Raw genomic sequence first — 20,067 nt, forward strand, 5'->3', positions numbered from 1 at the left:
GAACAGCTACAATTTCAAGGAATGGTATGTCAGATATCAAATATCCACGTCTTCAGTATCGGATTCAGCTAATGTTCCATGTACAGTTGGTTCTATGGTATCGGCCATTATATGTTCCAGGAACTGCATTCCGCTTCCTTCGAGAAAGCGTCCGTAAAGTGGAAGCTTCGTCATCTCCCCTGTGATGGAAGACAGACCTTCTAAAATAAGCTCTTTCCCGGGAGACTCGGACCAATGTGCTATTAATTCGTTGCTTTTGAAATGTAAATAAAGCTTTCGGCTCATGGCTTCTTCCAGATAGACCATATCAAGAACAAGAACCGGAGCGTGATCTGCATCAGTAGTATACTCACATTTTACAGCTACAAGGTAAGTTTCTCCATGAAGTGTAATTAGGTTATCGATATAACGATCAAAACTTACAGTCAGCGTACAATGTTCTTCTCCTTCCAGAAAGTGAATATAAAATTTGTCTGGACAGTTGATTTTGTCATATTGAAAAGAAATCTGTCTGATTCCGTTTGTCAGATTATTATGGAATACTTGAATAATCAGCGGAAACAGGCCAACACTTGCGGGATTTATATTGTAGCATTTTCCGTCTAAATCCTTTAGCAACCGGACATATTTGGGATATATTGCATGGCTTCTGGAATATCCGCTTTTCTTTGCCCAGCCGCCGCGTCGGATCTGCGGCATGCAGGAAGGCCCATGGGAAAGTGAGTGAACCAGGTGTTTCAGTTTGTGATACTCGGCAGGATTTTCAGGGAGAGCATATTCAGATGCCTGATATTCCTGTGGAAATGCATCACGTATCAGATCTAGCATGACGTTATTCTGGAAGAGTTCATTGTTTCCCGCACAGGTGACAATGACCATGTCAAGGTCAGGATACACGATTACATTCTGCCCGAGCATACCATTGAATTCGAAACTGTTCAGACGATTCTCCATCCAGATCTGGTATCCGTATCCGTAAGTCCCTTCGATACTGTCAATCTGTTTGGTGGTAGATGCTGTAATCCATTCTTCGGGAATAATCTGTCTGCCGTTCCATACTCCGTGGTTTAGATAGAGCTGCCCTAATTTTGCCATGTCTTCCGGACAAATAAAAAGTCCCCAGCCGCCTTTTGTGATGCCTTTTGGGCAGGTCTCCCAAAGATAGCGGGTGATGCCAAGAGGCTCAAATAGACGTGGCCGCAAGTATTCCTCCAGTGTCATCTCCGTGCGTGCACTGACAATTGCAGATAATACATAAGTATTCAGGCTGTTATACTGAAATTCTGTGCCAGGTTTCCCTGATACAGGTGCATTCAGATAACTTTCCAGCCAGTCATTACCAGAGACAATCCCAGACTCGTTAAATGTTACACCACTTGTCATTGTCAGTAGATGCCGTACTGTGACTTCCGGTCGGAAGATTTTAATCAGTGGATTGACTTTTCCGGGAAAGATATTGTATATGTTTTCATCTAAAGAAAGTTTCCCCTCATCGATTAGCAATCCGATTGCCATACTGGTAATACTCTTACACATGGAATGGGAAATGTGCCATATGCCGCTCCGGTAAGGCGCAAAGCTGCAGTCACAGATTACATTTCCATGTCGCAGTACAAGAAAGTGATGCATATCCGTGTATGGAGATGCAGATAAGTTACTTAGTAAATGTATCAGTTTCTCGGAAGAGACACCCTGGCTCTCCGGTGTAGCGCGCAGGAAAGCCTGTTCATACGGAAGGTTTTCCGGAAACGGGATTTTCTGTGGTGTGAAATCAACTTTACTAACCCCGTTGGTCTTGCCGAGAATCATATTTGTGATCATTTCAATCACAGCAAGCTGCTCTTTTGCCATGGCAGGTCACCTCCATATAAAAAATAACATGCAGCAGAGCACATCCATCTCTGCTGCACAGTTTGCAAGTAAAGCTCTTGCTTATAGTATAACATTATTCTTCCCCGACTACCCAATCTTTTTTCAGATACCAGACAGCGCCTTGCCAGTAAGTCTCTTCCGGAAGTGGATCCGTAAAAAGATGCTGCCAGCTTTTCTTGATTTTCTGAGCCAGAAGCGGATAAAATGAGGACTTCATAATGTCCAGTGGGTCGCGGACGCCCTGACGCTTATATTCCTGCTCAAAGGCGGCGATTTCTTCATCAGTTCCAACATATTCCATGTTCAGAATTTTATTCCATGTTCTCCGGTCAAAAAGAATCAACTCGTCTTTGGGAATTTCCAGGTGCATACGTCGGCAGCCAGCATTCGGAACTGCCCATTTTTTATCACGGTACATCCAGATTGGTGATTCAGCCTCTTGTGGCTTTGGAATGATCTTTACAGCTTTCTGGCGGAAAAACTTGTAAGCAGTGTCAAAAATCCAGGCAGTGTCTTGATATTTCTTTGTGATATAAGCCTGTTTTACATAGTTTACGCCATCTTTATCTACAATATCCCAGACAAGGTCAGGCTGCGTGCAATACATCGTGATAGTGTCTGAGGCTGATGATATATTATTCTTCGTCATAAAAACGTACCTCCTTGATCCACTCTTTCTTTAACTTCCAGCAGGTTCCGACCATGAGGGACGGATCATCCGGCTGAATCGTAAAAATTCGATCCCAGCTCTTGATAATTTTCTGCCTGAGCAGCGGGTAGAAGTTTCCTTTACTGGTTGTAACTAATGAATCTTCGGAGGCGATTCCATATTTTTTTAACTCTTCCATGTGGGCCTTTTCATCGGCCTCATCCAGCGGCACATAGAAATAATTGACGCGATAGCCCCATTTGTCAAAATTGCAGATCAGGTATTCTCCCTCTGGAATCTCGACTTCGAATATGATTGCGTGTTCGGTCGGCTGTAACATCATATCCTCACTAACACTGAGCCAGACTGGATATTTCAGATCTTCTGGGATGTCAATATATTTTCTTGCAGCTTTTGTGTACCATTCATACAATTTTAGATAGAATTCGGAAATGGTATCATTTTTTTCCTCGATATATTCTTTCTTTACAATATATTGACCTGTTTTTTGAAGCTCATCCCAGACAGCTTCATGTTGTCTTGTCCAAAACCGCATAGAAAAAACCTCCTTTATGATAAGTATAAAAACAGTTTCCTCTCGGGATGCTTTCGTGCTATTGAGAAATGTTTTGAAAATACTTAATTGTTAATTCTATGGTAAAACATCTGAAAAAGGTTTGCAAGACAATAATAAGCATGCTTATTAAATTTGTGGGTTTCGATTATATAAAAAAGATATATGGAAATGTATATGAGAATATGTTTTTTGTGGCAGAATAAAAACAGCGTGGTATAATGAAAAATATATCAGGGAACGTTAGGAAGAAAAGATATGAGAGTACTATTAGTTGGGAATACCGGATACATAACAAAAGAATTTGTGCAGGAAGCTTTCCCCGAGAGCGAAGTATTTATAATGGGGAATTCCTTGTTGAAGACAGAGCGGAAAAAGCATTTGATCGTGCGCCCGTTTCCAGAGCGAGATGAAGAGCTGGAAGACATTTTCCGCACTTATGATTTTGAACTTATGGTTTATTTTTCTAATTATATTACATTTCATGGAACGATGGAAGGTGAAGCAGAGAAGCTTCGAAAAGTGTTAAGTTATTGTAAACGCAGTAAAGAGATCCATGTAATCTATCTAACTGGTCCGGAGGCGGGGTATGCAGCTACGACCGGAAAGACACTTCTTGTCCGTGGAGCCGAGAATCTGTGTTGTCAGTATGGGAAAATGTACCAGATTCCGGTCAAAATCGTAAGAATTCCGTATCTGTATTCCGGAGTTTATAAGGAAGATTATTTTTATAAAATGTTTGCAGCTATCCGTAGTGGGGAGCCGGTGGAGATTCAGGAATCACCTGATCAGCCACTCCAGTTTTTGAACTCCATGGATCTGGCAGAACTTTTGGAGAAAATGAGTGATAACTGGGACGAGGAATATCACTATCTGAATGTACCAAATGTATTTTCAAATACTTTTCGGGAGCTGGAACAGAAAATAAAAGAGATAGATGCAAGTGTACGGATCGAGAATAAAGGACTTATCCCGGTTGAAAAAATTCCACCGGATGATAAAGTTGTACGTTTTAAGTATGGCTGGTTTCCAAAGATTTCACTTCTGGAGGATTTTTCCGACATCTATGATCAGTATCTGGACTCTATCGGAGAAAAGGAGCGGCGGATCGATCGCTGGAAAATCTGGCTTGATAAACACAGACCAATAGTAAAAATAGTAGAACTGGTCATTGGATTTTTTCTGTTTGAATTTTTGAATCATCTTGCCGGAAATCAGGCGCAGTTTAAGATGATTGATCTGCGGCTTGTATTTATTGTGCTTTTTGGAAGCTTGTACGGAATTAACTACGGGATTGCGGCTGCAGCTCTTGAGACGATTTCGCTTTTGGCAGCCTATGAAAGAGAAGGGGTAGGGTGGACAACATTGTTCTATGAACCGTCCAACTGGATCCCATTTATCTTTTATTTTGCAGTAGGAGCAATCTGTGGATATGTACGGATGAAAAATAAAGAAAATATAGAATTTGTTACGGATGAAAATAAACTGATCCAGGAAAAGTTTTTGTTCATGCGAGATATGTATCAGGATTCGCTCTATGACAAGAGAACGTACAAGAAGCAGATTATGGGGAGCCGGGACAGCTTTGGAAAGATTTTTGATATTACAAGAAAGCTTGATACGGTGCTTCCACAGGAGCTTTTTATAGAAACGATACATGTGATGGAGGATATGCTGGAGAACCATGCAGTTGCTGTGTACTCCCTTGGAAAAAACAGTGAGTTTGGACGATTGGAGATTGCATCGAAAGAAATTAGAAGTGAGTTTCCGAATTCTATACGGATCAGTAAGTATCAGGCAGCTATTTCGGAGCTGGAAGATGGAAATGTGTGGGTAAATCGTGAGCTTCTCCCGGATTATCCGGCTTACATGGCAGGAATCAGGAAAAACAAAGAACTTGTGATGATTGTCTGTATTAAGGAAGTCCGCAGCGATCAGATGACGCTTTATTATATGAATCTTTTCAAAATTCTCTGTGGATTGGTGGAAGTGGCACTGCTTCGTGCACTGGAGTATCAGGAGGCTGCGAAGAATATGCAGTATGTGGAAGGGACACATATTTTGAAGACATCCTATTTTATGGAACGATTGGAAACATTTCATGCGATGCAAGATGAGATGGTGGCGTCCTATATTCTGTTGCGGCTGGAACATCCGGGCAAGTCAAAAGAGGAGGCAGATCAGATCCTGCAGAACCTGATCCGTGCGAATGACGTATGGGGGATTTCTGAAGAAGGAGAATTATACCTGATTCTGTCTCAGACGGACAAGGAATCACTTCCAATTGTAAGCGGGCGGCTCAAAAAAGCCGGAATCATCACCTATGAGACCGGTATCGCCCAGATTGCACGAGGTGGAGGAGAAGTATGATTCAGATTGTAGTTGGAATAGTACTGATTCTTTTGCACATCATCTGCTGTATTCTTGTATGGGTAGGAATCTGTACTCATATTATAAATGTAAAGAAATATCTCATGTTCCCGGTCGTTTTTGTTCCGGTGTGGGGAGTTTTGTGTGTGTTTATCCTGCATTTTCAAATCTGGATACAATCAGATCAGAGAAAAGAAGTAGGCGTAGAGAAGATGAAGGTAAATGAAGAAATTTACAAAAATATCTTTCAGTCCGGGACGGAACAGGAGGGAAATATTGTTCCGCTGGAGGAAGCGCTGATCGTAAATGAGCCGGAACTTCGAAGAGAGTTGATTATGAATGTTTTAAATGACAATCCAGAGGAGTATGTGGAGCTTTTGAAACAGGCGCGTATGAACGAAGACGTGGAGGTTGTACATTATGCCATCACTGCCATGGTAGAGTTGTCGAAAGAGTATGATTCAAAGCTTCAGGAGTTGGAGAGGCTTCATCAGATTTCGCCGGAAGATCCGGAAGTTATGGAGCAGTATTGCGAATTTATGGAGGAATATTTAAGCCAGGGACTTCTGGAAGAACAGATAGAACGAGTACAGAGGCAGCGATATGAACAGCTTCTGGAAAAGAAGTTAAAACATCAGGAAGATCTGCACACTTGCGTATGCATGGTCAAGAATTTGATGAAGCTTGGAGATTTTGAAAAAGCACATGAGATTTTACAAATTATAGAGAAAAAATGGCACCGACACGAAGCGTATTGGATTTTGAAGGTTCAATATTGCGTAGAACAGAAGCAGGGAGAAGAACTGAAAAGAACACTAGATAAGATGAAGAAAGAGCACATTTATCTTTCTTCAAAAGGAAGGGAGGATCTGGCTCTTTGGATCGATTCATAAAGAGTATGAAAGCATTTCCATTTAAAGGAATGCTGGTAATATGGGGAATATTCATGTTGATGGGGGCTGTGCTTTTTGCGGAACGCTCTGGCATCCATTATGAAGGAAGCAAAAGCCAGAGTGCATATCTAAGTGAGAACCAGATTGTGACGGAAAAAGAAGCAGTAAAAGAATTAAAAAAGACTTGCCTGGTCATTATGGACAGCCAGCAGGAGAGCAGCCAGCTTGCGTGGGAACAATTTGAGCGGATTTTTCAGGATATGAAAGTAGGAACAGATGTGGCAGATCTTAAGACCGATACGCTTCCAAATCTGGATTCCTATGAGACAGTGGTTGTACTGATGAGTGACCTGGAGCCATTAAAGGAAGGTATTATTGAAATCAGCAATTGGGTGAAAAGCGGCGGAAGTGCCATGTTTGCCATGGCACCGCAAAAGGACACGTATGCGTCACTGATTGAGCAGAAATTGGGAATTATCTCTTCTGGATATGAAAATAGTTTTGTGGACAGCATTTATTTTGATTCGGATTTTTTGATTGGCGGAGGAAAAAGCTATGCAATCACGGATGGATTTGATTCTGCGAGACAGGTTGAGTTAAGCGAGAAGGCACAGGTCTATGCGTGGGCAAAAGAGCCGGGAGGAATTCCTTTAATATGGGAAAATACATACGGCGACGGAAAGTTTGTAGTAGATAATTTTGGGTTATATGAAAAAGCGGTAAGAGGCTTTTATGCAGCGTCTTACAGTCTCCTGACAGATATAGGAGTCTATCCGGTGATCAATGGATCGGCCTTTTATCTGGATGATTTTCCATCGCCGGTACCAAGTGGTGACGGGACATATGTCAAACGAGATTATGGGACAAGTATTCAAGAATTTTATTCGAATATCTGGTGGCCGGATATGCTGAATCTTGCATCCAAATATGGACTTAAGTATACTGGAGTGATGATTGAGAACTATGAAGATAAAACTGACGGAGAGATCACGAAGCAGACGGACAATGAGCGTTTTCAATATTTTGGAAATATGGTACTTCATCAGGGTGGTGAATTAGGTTATCACGGTTACAACCATCAGCCATTGTGTCTGGGTGATACAGATTATGGAGATGTTCTTCCGTATAAAACATGGAAGAATGAAAAAGCAATGGAGTCTGCTATGTCAGAACTTATGCGGTTTGGTAAAAAAATGTTCCCGGGAACGCAGATGTCGGTTTATGTTCCTCCGTCAAATGTGTTGTCAGAGCAGGGGCGGAAGATGCTGGCGCAAAAGTTTCCGCAGATTAAGACGATAGCTAGTAATTATTTTGCCGGAGAATGTGCTTATACACAGGAATTTGAAGTGGCAGATGACGGTATTGTAGAACAGCCAAGAATCATTTCCGGAGCCATCCTTGATGATTATATGCAGATGGCAGCAGTGTCTGAATTAAATATGCATTTTGTGAACAGTCATTTTATGCATCCGGATGACTTGCTGGATGAAGACCGTGGGGCAAAACTTGGCTGGGAAAAATTAAAGAACCGGTTGGAGGAGTATATGGACTGGCTCTATGATTCAGCACCAGAACTTCGCAATCTGACCGGATCAGAATTGTCCGGGGCGATTGAACGATATGGTGCACTGACGTATGAGAAAAATGTGACAGATAAAAGTGTGGAACTGAAGCTGGATCATTTTTATGATGAAGCATATCTGATGCTCCGGTTCAACAATGGGATACCGGGCAAAGTTACAGGTGGAGAACTGGAGCATGTAACAGGAAATCTTTATCTGTTGCATGCAGTGAATGATGAAGTTACGATTGAGAAGAAATAAGAGGACATTACGTTGAGAATTTGTTTGATTTTGGAAGGGTGTTATCCATATGTGCACGGAGGTGTATCCACATGGATGCATCAGTATATCAAAGAGATGAAAGAGCATGAATTTGTCTTGTGGGTCATTGGAGCACATGCCGAAGATAAAGGAAAGTTTGTGTATGAACTCCCGGAAAATGTGGTGGAAGTAAAGGAAGTATTCTTAGATGATGCTTTGCATGTGAAAGATACCGGGAAACTTCTACATATATTTACCAGGGAAGAACAAGACAGCCTTCGTGAGCTGATGGATTGTGGGAGACCGGACTGGGAAGTACTGTTTCGCTTGTATCACGATAAGAAGATCAATCCAATGTCATTTTTAAAAAGTGAAGAATTCCTGGAGATTCTGGAAAAAAGCTGTCTGGAGAAATATCCGTATACTGCGTTTGCAGATGCATTTCACACGATGCGGTCTATGCTGCTTCCGGTACTGTATCTTCTTGGAAGTGAAGTGCCACAGGCAGATGTCTACCATGCGATCTGTACTGGTTATGGCGGCATGCTGGCATGTCTTGGCGGTTATGTTTATCAGAAAAAAGTGCTTCTTACAGAGCATGGGATTTACACAAGAGAGCGAGAAGAAGAGATTATCCGGGCAAAATGGGTCATGGCTACATACAAAAAGCAGTGGATTTCATTTTTCTATATGCTGTCGGACATTATATACAGCCGGGCATTTCAGGTTACGGCGCTGTTTACGAATGCCATGCGGACACAGATACAGATGGGCTGCGATGAGAAGAAATGCAGAGTGATTGAAAATGGAATTAATTATGAGCGCCTGTCCCAGATTCCGCTGAAAGAAGAGGATGGTCAGGTAGATATTGGGGCAGTGGTCAGAATGGCACCGATTAAAGATATCAAGACAATGATCTATGCTTTTTTTGAACTATGTGCAAGGCGGAAAAATGTAAGATTACATATCATGGGTGGTGTGGATGATGAAGAATATGCCCAGGAATGTTACACGCTTGTGAAACAATTAAAGCTTGAAAATGTTATTTTTACAGGACGAGTTGATATTGTAAAATATATGGAAAAACTGGATTTTACGATTCTGACCAGTATCTCGGAAGGACAGCCGTTGTCGGTTCTTGAATCACTGGCGGCAAGAAGACCATGTGTAACAACGGATGTAGGATGCTGCAGAGAGCTTTTGGAAGGAAAAGAAGGAGATTTTTTTGGACCGGCAGGGTACTGTGTACCGCCGATGTACCGGCAGGGACTCGCAGCTGCTATGGATAAGATGTGTGAATCCAGAAGCTTAAGACTTCGTATGGGAGCAAACGGACAGAACCGTGTAAATAAATATTACCGCCACGAACGGATGATGAAGGAATATAAAAAATTGTACGGGGAGGTGGAGACTGCTTATGGCTGGAATCGGATTTGAACTGAAAAAGCTGTTTAAAAAGAGTGGTCTTGCTGCAACCGCAAGAGCTTACGGATATGCCGGTATTATCTGCGCCGGACCGATGATCCTTGGAATCGTACTGCTTCTTGGAATCATGTTCCTGTGCAATCAGACGGGTGGAACGAGATTTGAGAGGGAACTGTTGATCTGTATGGTTACATACTCGTTACTGGCTTCCCTGACTGTGACAAGTTTTCTTTCTATGGTCGTGACCAGATTTCTGGCAGATATGTTATATGAAGAGAAGCTTGAGGCAATTCTTTCTTCTTTTTGGGGTTCTACTGGAATTATGTTAATAGCCGGAGGAATTCTGTACGGAATATTTTTAATCTTTTCCGGTGTGGGACTTGTAGATAAACTGTTGTGTTTTGGGTTGTTTGGTGAATTGATCGTAACCTGGAATGCTATGAGTTACCTGACCGCAATCAAAGATTACAAAGGGATTCTACTGTCATTTAGTGCAGCACTTGTTGTTTCTTTTGTCGTTGGATTTTTATTGCTTATCATCGGTATGCCACATATAGAAGCATTGATGATTGCAGTCTGTGTCGGTTATGGGATCATGCTTCTATGGGACGTGGTGCTTTTGTACCGGTATTTTCCATCTAGTGATACCAGTGCATTTTTATTTCTGCGGTGGGTAGATGAATTTCAGCCACTGGCATTTACTGGATTATTTGTGAATCTGGGATTGTTTACCCACCTTGTGATTATGTGGGCAGGACCACTTGGGGTGCAGGTGAAAGGATTATTTTACGGAGCACCGTACCATGATGTGCCGGCATTGATCGCATTTCTTACGATTCTGATCACGACAGTAAACTTTGTCGTTTCGGTAGAAGTGAATTTCTATCCAAAGTATCGTAATTATTACAGCCTGTTCAACGATAAAGGTGCGATTAAGGATATTATGCAGGCAGGAAATGAAATGCGGGAAGTGCTGAATATGGAGTTGAAGTACACGGCGGTAAAACAACTGCTGACAACGGCGCTTGCTATTTCCATCGGAGGTATTTTATTAAAATATCTGCCTCTCGGATTTAATGATCTGATGGAAGGGTATTTCCGGACCTTGTGTGTCGGCTATGGAATCTATGCAATTGCCAATACCATGCTTCTTTTATTGTTATATTTTACGGATTATAAAGGGGCATTTGCAGCGTCCGCAGCATTTGCCGGGTGTACAACTGTATTTACCCTATTGTCACTACTGTTTCCACAGGTGTATTATGGATTTGGATTTTTGCTGGGAAGCGCAGTGTTTTTCCTGATTACTGCTTTACGGCTCGGATATTTTACCCAACGGCTTCCTTACTACATATTAAGTGTTCAGCCAATTGTAGAGGAAGATAAGTCAGGACGATTTACACGATTGGGGACTTTTTTGGAAGAAAAACTAGAAGGAGGAGAAGACCCAGGTGAAAAGAAATAGACTCATATCGGCAGTATGTGTACTGTCGCTTGCTTTATCACTTTGTGCGGGCGGTTGTTCAGAGAAAAAAGAAGAAGCAACCTCTGACATTAAGACAGAAACGCAGAAAGTGAAAAAGGCGGAGAAAGAAGATATTAACAGTGTGCATCTAAGGGATAAGGACACGCTGTATGCAGATGATGATGAGACCAGTGTAGTGACGATGTATCTTACTGTCTCCAGGGGAAATGCTTCAGAGAATACAGATCATTCCTGGAGTGAGATCAATAGCTACTCAGTAGAAGATTATGAAAATATGGGAGTGGACCGTTATCAGGTGGCAGGACTTTTACAAGTCGGGGATGAGAACGGACCGACCAGTGGAAATGTGGGATATGCAGAAGAAGTTCCCAATGCAACGGTTCAGATCCGCGGACAGACCTCCAGCAGTAATGCGCAGAAAAATTATAAGATTGAGTTAAAAAAGAATAAAGGAACGTGGCGTGGACAGCGGGTCATCAATCTGAATAAGCATCAAGGAGAAGGAATGCGTTTCCGCAATAAGATGGCTTACGATTTGATCAAGGGCATTCCTCAGATGATGGGACTTCGCACGCAGTTCGTACATTTGTATGTCAAAGATAACACAGATGGAAGTTCCGATGCCTTTCAGGATTATGGCCTTTACACGCAGGTGGAACAGTTGAATAAGACAGCGCTTAAGACGCATGGTCTGGATTCAAAAGGTCAGCTTTATAAAGTCAATTTCTTTGAGTTTTACCGGGAAGAAGATGTGATCAAAACGACAGACGATCCGGGATATAACCAGGAAGCATTTGAAGAACGGCTGGAGATTAAAGGTGATTCCGACCACACAAAGCTGATTCATATGCTGGATGCAGTAAATGATTATTCGATCCCTATTAATCAGGTGCTGGAACAGTATTTTGACGAGGAAAATATCGTATATTGGATGGCGTTCCAGATTCTGACTGGAAATGTGGATACTCAGAGCCGGAATATGTATCTGTACAGTCCGCAAAATTCAGATACATGGTATTTTATCGACTGGGACAATGATGGATTTTTCATGCGATCGGAATACGGGCTCCGCGGCTGGTCCGACCAGGGAAGCTGGGAGTGTGGAATCAGTAATTACTGGGGGAATGTATTGTTCCAGAGATGTCTGAAATCAGATTCATTTCGGAAAGAATTAGATAAGGCAATAATTGAGATGAAGGATTATCTCAGCGAAGAACGGTTGAGCACGATGATCAGCCAGTATGAAAATGTGGTGAGACCATATCTTTATTCTATGCCGGATCAAATGAATGCGCCTCTGACACAGTCCCAGTATGATACAGTGGCAGCAGGAATTCCGGAAGAAGTGGAGAAGAACTATGAATTGTATCTGGAAAGTCTGGAAAAACCACAGCCATTCTACATTGGAACCCCGGCTATTCAGGATAATGCGCTGAATCTGAACTGGGATGTGTCTTATGATTTTGATGCTGAAGATATTACTTATACCGTAGAACTTGCGACAGACTACCAGTTCCAGAATGTGATCTTCCGGCAGGAAGGAGTGGCAGTTCCGGAAGTACAGACAAGTGTTCCGGCAGCAGGCCAGTACTTTGTACGGGTACGTGCAACTGATTCATCTGGAAAGACACAGGACGCATTTGATTATTATGTAACCGACAATGGCAAGAATTATGGTATGAAATGCTTCTATGTGACAGCAGACCAACGTATTGAGGAAGATATTTATGAAGAAAATTAAGAATATCAGTCATGCCAGGATTGCAGAACATATGAAGCAGTTAAAAAATGCTGAGCTACCGGAGCATGCCGGAACGGCAGAACATTTTCGGAATGAGTGGAAATACTTGATCAGTACGAGTGAGAAGGAATTATTGGAACTTCGTATGAAACATTTACTGAAAAAAGATCCACATGCTTCAGATGGGGGCTATATGATCCGGAGCCTGTACTTTGATGATTATTGGAACAGCGCTTACGAGGAGAAAGAATCCGGCGTACTGATGCGTAAAAAGTACCGGATCCGGATTTATGATTACAGCGACCGTTCCATCAAGCTGGAGCGAAAAAAGAAATTTGGCAGCTACATTTACAAGGAAAGCGCACCACTTACGAGAGAAGAAGTGGAAAAAATACTGGCAGGGGAATATGAATTTTTGCTGCACAGTTCATATTCTTTATGCAGGGAGTTTTATATTGAATGTGTCAGTAACATGATGAGGCCTCGGACTATTGTAGATTATGACCGGGTGCCGTGGATCATGGATACAGGAACGGTGAGGATTACGTTTGACTGCGACGTGCGGGCAGCTGTGGGAGGGTATGATATATTCGATCCGACACTTGCTACACTGCCGGTTCTGGAGCCTGGAAAGCTTGTAATGGAAGTGAAATTTACAGAGCTGATTCCGCAAATCATACGAGATCTTCTGCCACCGCGGTCAGCAGAGTTTACAGCAGTATCAAAATACGTATTGTGTTATGAAAAGACCCGGTATCTGAATGGAGTTGAATATTGGGCAGAAAATTAAAATACAGGAGAAAAACGAATGAGTGTACAGGATGTAATAAAAAAATCAGTACTGGAATCCGGTGTATTCGATAAATTCGATGTTCCGGGAATGCTTACGGCACTTGCCATAGCGTTGCTCCTTGGCGGAGTAATCTACTTGGTCTATCGAAAATTTTACGTAGGAGTGATTTTTTCCAGAAGCTTTGCAATCACACTTGTAGGAATGACGGTTCTTACATGTATGGTCACACTGGCAATCAGTACGAATATTGTGATTTCCCTTGGTATGGTTGGTGCATTATCTATTGTACGTTTTCGTACAGCAGTCAAAGACCCGATGGATCTTCTTTATCTGTTTTGGGCGATAACGACAGGAATTACAGCCGGTGCAGGTATGTATGTGCTTGCGGTACTGGCGGCAGTGATCATGATTGTTATGATTTATTTGTTTTATCACAGACAGCAGAATGGGAAGATTTATATTGTAGTAATTCATTATACCGGAGATGATGCCGGAGATGAAATCATACGCAACTTTGGAAAAATTCGTTATTTTATCAAATCAAAGACGATGCGGAAAGAAAAGACAGAGATGGCAGTTGAAGTATTCTGCAGACAGAATCAGATGGACTTTACGGAAAAAATCCGTAAGATTGAAAATGTGGATGATGTAACGCTGATTCAGTATAATGGCGAATATCACGGATAAAGGTAACTAAAAAAGGTCCACCGGACCTTTTTGTCGTATGCTTGGCAACGTAAGAAGCCCACGGGTCATGCGACCTGTGGGCTTCTTGCCGTTGTTTTTATAGTTATCTAAAGGAATGAGAGTTAAGTGCGTTTTGCACTTTATGAGGGGGAGATAGTTGATATTGATGGATGTCTCTCTCAACTATCTGTCATTAAGTATACAGAGGAAATGTGTCTAAAGTATGTGCGTGGTCTTAAAGAAATCGAAAATTTCTTAAGGAAATCTTATGGAAGTCTTATTTATTCCTGCCATACACGCAAAAAAAAGAAACCTTGTAATCAAGGTTTCTTTTTTAGAGGCGCCAACCAGATTTGAACTGGTGATAGAGGTGTTGCAGACCTTTGCCTTACCACTTGGCTATGGCGCCATATCGAATGCTTATTTAGAATAACAAAGATTTCCGGTTTCGTCAACCCCAAAATGAAAAAATATTTCGAAAATTCGAATCAATTTGAAGTAGTCAGGATTATCATTAAAATTATCGGCAAAAAGACTTTCGAAAAATTTCATAATTTGACGTTATTGACAATGGCGTTACAGATAGTATAATTTGTAATATTGATGTCACGAGGCAGTCTTTTGACATTATGGTTGGACTTTTCTCCAACGTTATTATTACGAATAAAAGGTGTGAAAATTATGGAAAAAGATAAAGATTTCTTAGGGACAGAACCGATTGGAAAGCTTCTGCTCCGGCTGGCAATCCCAACGCTGGCAGCGCAGCTTATTAACATGCTGTACAACGTGGTGGATCGAATTTACATCGGTCATATCCCGAAGGTAGGAGCTTTGGCTCTTACGGGTGTCGGCGTGTGTATGCCGCTTATTATGATCGTGTCAGCATTTGCAGTGCTGGTAGGAAATGGTGGCGCGCCGAGAGCGTCTATTTATATGGGACAGAATAATAAGGAAGATGCGGAGAAGACACTTGGCAACTGCTTCGCAACACAGATTTTGGTGGCAATCGTGCTGACAATTGTGCTGCTTCTTGGCAATCGCACATTTCTACTGGCATTTGGAGCCAGTGAGAATACGATTTCATATGCGGCAGCCTACATGAACATTTATGCAGTGGGAACGATTTTTGTGCAGTTGACACTTGGGTTAAATGCATTTATCACTGCGCAGGGATTTGCAAAGACAGGAATGTTATCTGTGCTGATTGGTGCAGTGATCAACATTGTGCTTGACCCGATTTTTATCTTTGGATTACATATGGGCGTGCGAGGCGCAGCGCTTGCAACAATCATATCACAGGCATGCTCATGTATCTGGGTCGTCAGCTTCTTATTTGGAAAGAAGACATTTTTAAAGATACAAAGAAAGAATATGAAGCTGGAAGCAAGAATTATATTACCAAGCCTTGCGCTGGGACTCGCAACATTTATTATGCAGGCGAGTGAAAGTATTATCACGGTGTGCTTCAACTCATCTTTGTTAAAATATGGCGGGGATATTGCAGTTGGAGCCATGACGATCCTGACCAGTGTAATGCAGTTTGCGATGCTGCCACTACAGGGACTTGGACAGGGAGCACAGCCGATACTCAGCTATAACTATGGAGCAAAAAATGTAGACCGCGTTCGGGGAACATTTCGCCTGCTGTTAAAGGTAAGCGTGGGGTATGCCGTGATTCTATGGTTATGTGTAGAACTTTTTCCACAGATTTTCGTCAGCATGTTCACATCAGACGCGGCACTGCTTGCATTTGGCAAGACAGCACTTCGTGTATATATGGCAGCAATGTTTATGTTTGGAATCCAGATCGCATGCCAGATGGGATTTACCTCTCTTGGCTGCGCACCAGAATCCATTATTGTGGCAGTAATGAGGAAATTCGTACTGTTGATTCCACTGATTTATATTGTTCCACATATCTGGAGTGCAGATCGAACTATGGGAGTATATCTGGCAGAACCAATCGCCGATTTCTTCGCAGTAACATTCACCATGATCCTGTTCAGTAACCGATTTAAGAAAGCATTGAAAAAAATAGAAAAGTAAAAAAGGGACACCCTAAATCAATGATGGGGACGTAGAACCTTGAAGGTTTACTACGTCCCCAATTATTATTCTATATGTAATGTCCGCCGTTCATTCCGCTTCCACCACAGCAGAGTCCGCTTCCGCCGCAGCATAGGTTACAGACGAGGTTGGCGATACATAGTTTTACGCACCAGTCGCCGCTGCTTGAGAAGGTTGTCTGGTAAGGCCCTTGTTGCTGGCGGTACCAGTTTCCGCCATTTTCCAGTCGTTGTACGAGGGTGGTGTACTGTATATTGTTCGGTTCCATACGAGCTGCTTCGCGTGCATGCTGTAGGGCAATGACGTTATTGCCGATACCAGAGTTAGCGATGGCACTGTAGTAATACCATTGCGCAGTCTTGTTATCAATTCCGTTTAGAACATTGATTGCTTCCTGATAGCGGCCATTATTAATGAAATTGGCAGCGGCCTGCATATGAAGGTCACCTTCGTTACTGGTCGCGCCGGATCGTCTCTGCTGATACTGACCGGAGTAACCGCGGAAGTTTCCGAATCCTCCAAAGTCAAATCCGCCGAAGTCAAATCCTCCAAAGTCACCGTAGCCGCCATTAGGATTATTTCCGTCGTAACCGCCGGAAGAGCTTCCGTAACCATTTCCATAGGAACCGGTAGTGCCGTATTCGCGTTCATGCATAATCTGCTGGTAAGCCTGCTGGACTTCTTTGAATTTGGCTTCTGCCTGATCTTTATTTGGGTTATTGATATTTGCATCCGGGTGATATTTTCGGCTTAGTGCCCGGTATGCTTTTTTTATTTCGTCATCAGTAGCGCCGCGGGAAATGCCAAGGACGCTGTATGGATCATTCATGATTGTTCTCCTTATTCTGGTTTTCATATCGTTTGGACGTAACCATAGTATACCTGCACCACACCCCGGAATACAAGATGTTTCTTAAAATATCTGCGTGAAGCAGAATCGGAAGCTGTTCAAATTCTCTGGAACATTCGGCCATCATCATGGTCAGAAGAGTGCGGCATTCTGTGGCGAACTGTTCTGGAGTTTTTTGCAAAAATGCTTCCTTTAGCGGATTGTAGCTGTTATTTTCAATATCCTTTTCTACATCTTCATAGGCGTCCATGAGGTAAATGAATTTGCCAAGGAAGAATCCGATTTTTCGAAGAGATAATTCCCATGCATCTGGTTCCCAGGCAAAGATTTCAGCCATGATATCACCGAAAAGTCCTGCCATAAGGTCAAGATTTGTCTCACCTTTTTTTTCATATTGATTGATTTCTTCTAATTTTGAGTGGATCAGCCGGACTTTTTCCGGGTAATTACTTTCAATCTTTTTGATCTTCGGCTCCAGCGCTTTTGCAGCAATATATCCTTTTTTCTTTCGCTCATCGGTCCAGTCGTCCTTACATTTATAATAGGAAAGAATGAGATTCATGGAAGCTGCATAATCTGTATATTCGTTGATTTTTGTCGGATGTTTTTCAAGCGGGTGCGCAATGCAGCGAATCTCACCGGTTATAGTCTTTGGTTCGTAAAGCCCGGTGAGCAGGACAATGAGAAATGTCATGTCGTAGGACAGTGTCAGTTGACCACGCTTTCCGTAACATTCTTTCAGACGACGACAAAGACCACAATAGTACGCCTGGTACACATCGTAGTCTTTGAATTTCATTTCAGCTTTGTTGATTGCAATATATCCAAACATAAAAAGCCCCTTTACTTAGCTCTTCTTGATAAATGTTGTGTTACATTTCGGACAGCGGATTTCAATACGGCCTTTGCCTTTTGGTACACGTATTTTCTGTTTACAAGTCGGACATTTGTAAATGTGATGTGTCTTTCTCTGTGCCATTATACTTTTCTGTGAGGCGAAGAAATGTCGAACTTTCGCTGTTTTTGCCAGATAAGCCTGGTTCTCACAGGCACGTTTATAAGTTTGTCTTGAGAACATACGGAAATATGTGTAGATCAAAAGTGCCCAGCACAGCAGGGATAATACACTCCCCAGTCTTGCAGGTACAAAGTTCGCCAAAAGCATCAGTACTAAAGAGATTATAATTGTAAATTTCCCAAAGGAATCTAATCCATATCTTCCATACATAAAGCGTTGTAATTTTTCTTTCATCAGTATCGTCCTCCTATGTAAATATCATACGCGCAGGCAAAAGAAAGTCAATAAACTGCAAATTAAAAAATTATAAAATAATTGAAGCAGGTAACGCAGATGTGCTACTATAGAGGAATAGAAAAGGAGCAGCATATGAGTAAGAATAGAAGAAGACCACATCGTGGCCGCAGAGAAAAGAAAGCCGGCATGTTATCCAATATCATCCTGATCGTGGCATTGGCTGTATTTTGCGTTTCAGCCTTTCAACTTGTGAAGATTGTCGGAGATTATGCAAAAGGCCGTGATGAATATAAGAAGATTCAGAGCATTGCAATCAATAAAGAAGACAGTGAGCCGGAAAAAGGCTTTTCTGTTGATTTTGATGAATTAAAAGGAATCAATCCGGATACAGTCGGGTGGATCCGTTTTTACCCGGAGCCATCAATTATTAATTATCCGATTGTTCAGACAACAGATAATGAAAAATATTTACACAAAACATTTTCGGAAAATGATAATACACTTGGAACGATTTTTTTGAATGCGGACAATAATGCAAATTTCAATGATCGTAATTCAATCATATATGGGCATCGTATGAAGGACGGTTCTATGTTTCGAAAGTTAGATGAATATAAAGATAAATCTTTCTGGGAAGCAAACCCGTATTTTTACATTTACACGCCGGACGGAAGAGAGATTGTATATCATATTTACAGTGCGGCGACAGTCAAGGATACAGACGATGTGTATCTGACAGGCTTCGAGAACGACGAAGCATATCAGTCTTACCTGGATATGACGAGGCGGATCGCGATTTATGATACGGGTGTGGAAGTGACGACTGCAGATTCAGTTGTGACACTATCAACATGTACAAGCGCCAGCGACGAGCACCGATTTGTAGTGATTGGAGTAAAAGAACAAGAAAATCAAATGGGATAGAAAAAGTTGAAGACCCGGCAGATTACAAGGGAGGGGACAGCATGGGATATAATTATGAAGTCGGCGACATAGTAACACTGAAAAAACCACATCCTTGTGGAAGCAAAGAGTGGGAGATATTACGTGTAGGTGCGGATTTCCGATTGAAATGCATGGGATGCGGACATCAGATTATGACAGGACGGAAACTGGTCGAAAAAAATACAAAAGATTTGAAGAAAAAGGCTTGAAATCGGGAATCTTATATGATATAGTAGATAACCGTGATACAATATTTTTCTGCCCATTTAAGGGTGGAATTCCTTGCTCCCACATAAGCGGGCGGGGGCCAAAAGACCAGAAGGAGGTGCAGGACGACATGAATAAGTATGAATTAGCTGTTGTTGTCAGTGCAAAAATCGAAGATGACGAGAGAGCTCAGGTTATCGAGAAAGTAAAGGCTTTAGTAGAGCGTTTCGGTGGCAAGATCTCTGACGTTGATGAGAGCGGTAAGAAGAGATTAGCTTACGAGATTCAGAAAATGAAAGAAGCATATTACTACTTCATCCACTTCGATGCTGAGGCTGATGTTCCAGGCGAGATCGAGCAGAGAATCCGCATTATGGACAATGTCATCAGATATTTATGCGTAAGACAGGAAGCATAATCAGGAAGAAGA

The 20,067-nt window shown here is 42.1% G+C and carries 18 protein-coding genes and 1 tRNA gene; 12 read left to right on the forward strand and 7 right to left on the reverse strand.

Annotation, left to right across the window (positions count from 1 at the left end; genetic code table 11):
• Nucleotides 1-36: 36 nt before the first annotated feature.
• From LI164_RS12190 to LI164_RS12200, 3 genes are all read right to left on the reverse strand, one after another.
• Entirely contained in the window at nucleotides 37-1,851 is a 1,815-nt protein-coding gene (locus tag LI164_RS12190; RefSeq protein ID WP_227087228.1) for a serine hydrolase, read from the reverse strand.
• A 94-nt stretch (nucleotides 1,852-1,945) separates the two neighbouring features.
• Entirely contained in the window at nucleotides 1,946-2,521 is a 576-nt protein-coding gene (locus LI164_RS12195) for a DUF3841 domain-containing protein (protein ID WP_005330758.1), read from the reverse strand.
• Nucleotides 2,508-3,077, reverse strand: coding sequence for a DUF3841 domain-containing protein (locus LI164_RS12200; RefSeq protein WP_005330759.1), 570 nt, complete (start codon nucleotides 3,075-3,077; stop codon nucleotides 2,508-2,510). The genes LI164_RS12195 and LI164_RS12200 overlap by 14 nt, the downstream gene beginning before the upstream one ends.
• A gap of 276 nt (nucleotides 3,078-3,353) precedes the next feature.
• On the opposite strand from LI164_RS12200, the gene LI164_RS12205 reads away from it, so the two are divergent.
• From LI164_RS12205 to LI164_RS12240, 8 genes are read left to right on the forward strand one after another with little or no spacing between them, the layout of a single operon-like run.
• Complete coding sequence (locus LI164_RS12205) at nucleotides 3,354-5,465, forward strand: NAD(P)-dependent oxidoreductase (RefSeq protein ID WP_117658069.1); 2,112 nt, start codon at nucleotides 3,354-3,356, stop codon at nucleotides 5,463-5,465.
• Complete coding sequence (locus tag LI164_RS12210; protein WP_005330762.1) at nucleotides 5,462-6,358, forward strand: lipopolysaccharide assembly protein LapB; 897 nt, start codon at nucleotides 5,462-5,464, stop codon at nucleotides 6,356-6,358. Before LI164_RS12205 ends, LI164_RS12210 begins: the two co-directional genes overlap by 4 nt.
• Nucleotides 6,343-8,181, forward strand: coding sequence for a DUF2194 domain-containing protein (locus LI164_RS12215; protein ID WP_227087229.1), 1,839 nt, complete (start codon nucleotides 6,343-6,345; stop codon nucleotides 8,179-8,181). The genes LI164_RS12210 and LI164_RS12215 overlap by 16 nt, the downstream gene beginning before the upstream one ends.
• A gap of 12 nt (nucleotides 8,182-8,193) precedes the next feature.
• Nucleotides 8,194-9,618 (forward strand): GT4 family glycosyltransferase PelF, encoded by a 1,425-nt coding sequence (gene pelF / locus LI164_RS12220; RefSeq protein ID WP_040015253.1) that lies wholly within the window; start codon nucleotides 8,194-8,196, stop codon nucleotides 9,616-9,618.
• A complete protein-coding gene (gene pelG / locus LI164_RS12225; RefSeq protein WP_227087230.1) occupies nucleotides 9,599-11,071 on the forward strand; it encodes an exopolysaccharide Pel transporter PelG in 1,473 nt (490 codons plus the stop codon). The genes pelF and pelG overlap by 20 nt, the downstream gene beginning before the upstream one ends.
• Complete coding sequence (locus LI164_RS12230) at nucleotides 11,058-12,833, forward strand: CotH kinase family protein (protein WP_227087231.1); 1,776 nt, start codon at nucleotides 11,058-11,060, stop codon at nucleotides 12,831-12,833. The genes pelG and LI164_RS12230 overlap by 14 nt, the downstream gene beginning before the upstream one ends.
• The gene (locus LI164_RS12235; protein ID WP_227087232.1) at nucleotides 12,820-13,623 is read left to right on the forward strand and encodes a polyphosphate polymerase domain-containing protein; all 804 of its coding nucleotides are present in this window, start codon (nucleotides 12,820-12,822) and stop codon (nucleotides 13,621-13,623) included. Before LI164_RS12230 ends, LI164_RS12235 begins: the two co-directional genes overlap by 14 nt.
• Before the next feature lie 18 nt (nucleotides 13,624-13,641).
• Entirely contained in the window at nucleotides 13,642-14,313 is a 672-nt protein-coding gene (locus tag LI164_RS12240; protein ID WP_005330772.1) for a DUF4956 domain-containing protein, read from the forward strand.
• Between the two features lie 338 nt (nucleotides 14,314-14,651).
• On the opposite strand, the gene LI164_RS12245 is transcribed toward LI164_RS12240, so the two are convergent.
• Nucleotides 14,652-14,722: transfer RNA gene (locus LI164_RS12245), tRNA-Cys, on the reverse strand.
• Nucleotides 14,723-14,994: 272 nt separating this feature from the next.
• Between LI164_RS12245 and LI164_RS12250 the strand changes: the two genes are divergently transcribed.
• Nucleotides 14,995-16,359 carry an MATE family efflux transporter gene (locus tag LI164_RS12250; RefSeq protein WP_005330778.1) on the forward strand — a complete coding sequence of 455 codons (1,365 nt, stop codon included), beginning with the start codon at nucleotides 14,995-14,997 and terminating at the stop codon, nucleotides 16,357-16,359.
• Between the two features lie 70 nt (nucleotides 16,360-16,429).
• Here the strand turns inward: LI164_RS12250 and LI164_RS12255 are convergent, their stop codons facing one another.
• The 3 genes from LI164_RS12255 to LI164_RS12265 are packed head-to-tail and all read right to left on the reverse strand — an operon-like array spanning nucleotide 16,430 to nucleotide 18,482.
• Nucleotides 16,430-17,209 carry a J domain-containing protein gene (locus LI164_RS12255; RefSeq protein ID WP_005330780.1) on the reverse strand — a complete coding sequence of 260 codons (780 nt, stop codon included), beginning with the start codon at nucleotides 17,207-17,209 and terminating at the stop codon, nucleotides 16,430-16,432.
• Nucleotides 17,202-18,062 (reverse strand): DUF5685 family protein, encoded by an 861-nt coding sequence (locus tag LI164_RS12260; protein ID WP_005330782.1) that lies wholly within the window; start codon nucleotides 18,060-18,062, stop codon nucleotides 17,202-17,204. The genes LI164_RS12255 and LI164_RS12260 overlap by 8 nt, the downstream gene beginning before the upstream one ends.
• Before the next feature lie 15 nt (nucleotides 18,063-18,077).
• A complete protein-coding gene (locus LI164_RS12265) occupies nucleotides 18,078-18,482 on the reverse strand; it encodes a hypothetical protein (protein ID WP_117658072.1) in 405 nt (134 codons plus the stop codon).
• Nucleotides 18,483-18,581: 99 nt separating this feature from the next.
• On the opposite strand from LI164_RS12265, the gene srtB reads away from it, so the two are divergent.
• From srtB to rpsF, 3 genes are all read left to right on the forward strand, one after another.
• The gene (gene srtB / locus LI164_RS12270; protein ID WP_227087233.1) at nucleotides 18,582-19,409 is read left to right on the forward strand and encodes a class B sortase; all 828 of its coding nucleotides are present in this window, start codon (nucleotides 18,582-18,584) and stop codon (nucleotides 19,407-19,409) included.
• Between the two features lie 41 nt (nucleotides 19,410-19,450).
• Complete coding sequence (locus LI164_RS12275) at nucleotides 19,451-19,639, forward strand: DUF951 domain-containing protein (protein ID WP_040015260.1); 189 nt, start codon at nucleotides 19,451-19,453, stop codon at nucleotides 19,637-19,639.
• 128 nt (nucleotides 19,640-19,767) lie between these two features.
• Complete coding sequence (rpsF, locus tag LI164_RS12280; protein ID WP_005340598.1) at nucleotides 19,768-20,055, forward strand: 30S ribosomal protein S6; 288 nt, start codon at nucleotides 19,768-19,770, stop codon at nucleotides 20,053-20,055.
• Nucleotides 20,056-20,067: the final 12 nt, after the last annotated feature.

It is taken from the genome of Dorea sp. 210702-DFI.3.125 (assembly GCF_020560945.1).
In the GTDB taxonomy this organism is placed as follows: domain Bacteria; phylum Bacillota; class Clostridia; order Lachnospirales; family Lachnospiraceae; genus Dorea; species Dorea formicigenerans.